The following is a 2,677-nucleotide window of genomic DNA, read 5'->3' as shown; positions in this document are numbered from 1 at the left end:
CCGTATCCAACGGCAGAATTACGGGTAACCTCGGCAGCGGCAAAATCGCTGTATTGTACGAGGCAGCGGCACCAGTGCCGGCAATTTCCATCGATAAGCAAGAAGGCGGATTCTACACGGACGCTCTTGCTGTGAAAATGACGTACACCGGTTCTGACACAGCTACGTACTCTGTGAACAACGGAACACCTGTAACGTTCAGCTCTGGCACGACAGCAACCTTCGGAGCTGGCGCAGCATTCGGCACAGCATTCGTACTGAAAATTACGTCGAGCAATTCAGCAGGACAAGCTGTCAAAACATATACGTTTACGAAAGAAGACCCTAATGCAGCGCTGAAAGTTCATTTCTACAAGCCTGCAGGCTGGGGAACGCCGAACATCTATTACTACGATGAATCCGTAACACCGACCAAGATTGGCGTGCAATGGCCGGGAGCGGCAATGAAGGATGACGGAAACAACTGGTATTCCTATCAGATCCCGGCTTGGACCAAGGCACAAGTTATCTTCAACTCCGGAAGCAATCAAGTGCCAGGCGCAAGCCAACCGGGCTACCAGGTAACGGGCGAGAAATGGATCAAGGACAATGTGGTTCATGCCACCAATCCGGATGGTCCATCCGATCAAGCTCCTACAGCACCAACCAATGTACAAGGAACAGCAGGCGGCACGACATCCGTTACGCTGACCTGGACTCCTTCTACAGATGATAAAGGTATCGTGAAATATGAAGTGTACCGTGACGGCGTACTGATCGGCGAAACGACGACCACTTCTTATACCGATACGACTGTAACTGCAAACAAAACGTATGTGTACACAATCAAAGCAGTCGATACAATCGGGCAAAAATCAGCATTCAGTGCGCCAGTTTCAGTTATCATTGGCGGCGGAACACAGGATCAACTGCCTACTGCACCGACGAATGTACAAGGAACAGCAGCAGGCACAACAACGGTTAATCTGACCTGGAGTCCTTCCACAGATGACAAGGGTGTTGTGAGCTACGAAATTTATCGTGATGGCGCTCTGAAAGGCACATCCACAGGTACGTCCTACGCTGACACAACGGTAGCGAATGACAATACGTATTCCTACACGGTCAAAGCAGTCGATACGATCGGACAGAAATCAGCATCCAGCGCGCCGGCTACAGTCAAGATCGGCAATGGCGGACAGCAACAGCAACAAGGCAGCCCATTCAGCTGGGATAATGCCAACGTCTATTTCGTAATGACAGACCGTTTCAACAACGGTAACACAAGCAATGACGGCGCATACGGAAGACCAAAAACCGATGCATGGGGCAAAAATATCGGTACCTTCCACGGCGGCGATATTAAAGGTTTGACGCAGAAGCTCCAAGACGGCTACTTTACTGATCTTGGAACAAATGCAATCTGGATTACAGCTCCATGGGAGCAAATGCACGGCTGGGTAGGCGGTAAAGACGGCGACTTCGCTCACTACGGCTACCACGGCTACTATGCCCTTGACTTCACTGCAATGGACAAGAGCATGGGAACGATTGATGAAATGCGTGAATTCGTTGATCTCGCGCATACGAAAGGAATCCGCGTCATTCTTGACGTTGTTATGAACCATGTTGCCTACCCTACGCTTGTAGATATGGCAGAATACAACTATGGCGACCGCGGCGGACTTGCCGGCAACTGGACGCCAAGTCAATCACAAGGCCAGAACTGGCATACGCACAACAACATCATGGTTACGACCAATGCAAGCGCTTGGTCCACATGGTGGGGCACGAACTGGATCCGCCCGAACGGCATCGCAGGCTACGACCAATGTAGCGGCGGCGACTTCACTTCTTGCGTCGGCTTCTTGCCTGACATCAAGACGGATTCCACCAGCCCGACCACATTGCCGCCAATTCTGAAAACGAAGTTCGCTAAAGAAACGAGCGGCTTTGACAACTGGATCGTTCCAGCTGCCAAGAAATACCGTACAGACCTGAACGTAGCTCCTAAGGACTACATGATCAAATGGTTGTCCTCATGGGTTGAAGAGTTTGGTATCGACGGATTCCGTGCGGATACAGCGAAACACGTTCAATATGACAGATGGGGTGCGCTGAAGACAGAAGCAAGCAACGCGCTCAAGAAATGGAGACAGAACAACCCGACGAAACCAGGAGCAGATTGGACCGACAACTTCTGGATGACGGGTGAAGTATTCGATAAAGGTCTCGGCAGAGACACTAACTATTTCGATAACGGTTTTGATTCCCTGATTAACTTCTCGTTCCAATCAGCGAATTTCTCTGATTTGGAAGGTCTGTTCTCCCGTTATGCAACGGAGTTTAACGGCAGCGCAGCAAACTACAACATGCTGAGCTACATCTCTTCACATGACAAAAAGCTTTACGCCCGTAGTAATCTGATCCAGGCAGGAACGGCTTTGCTGCTTGCTCCTGGCGCAGTACAAACGTTCTACGGTGATGAAACAGCAAGACCAGTAGGCGAGAATGGCTCTGACCCGGATATGGGCTCACGTTCCTTCATGAACTGGGGCAGCATTAATACCGCTGTTCAAAGCCACTGGCAGAAGATTGGCCAATTCAGAAACAATCACATCGCAATCGGTGCAGGTCAACATGCCAAAATCGCAGACGCTCCGTACACGTTCTCCCGTACGTATGAGCAAGGCGATAT

At 50.5% G+C, this 2,677-nt stretch carries 1 protein-coding gene; it reads left to right on the top strand.

Annotated features, from left to right (window positions below; genetic code table 11):
- Positions 1-2,677 (top strand): alpha-amylase family glycosyl hydrolase (locus tag K0T92_RS24370; protein ID WP_219875229.1); only part of this gene is annotated, 2,677 nt, incomplete at both ends.

This window comes from Paenibacillus oenotherae, assembly GCF_019443105.1.
In the GTDB taxonomy this organism is placed as follows: domain Bacteria; phylum Bacillota; class Bacilli; order Paenibacillales; family Paenibacillaceae; genus Paenibacillus_Z; species Paenibacillus_Z oenotherae.
This window is presented reverse-complemented; position numbering and strand designations above follow the sequence as displayed.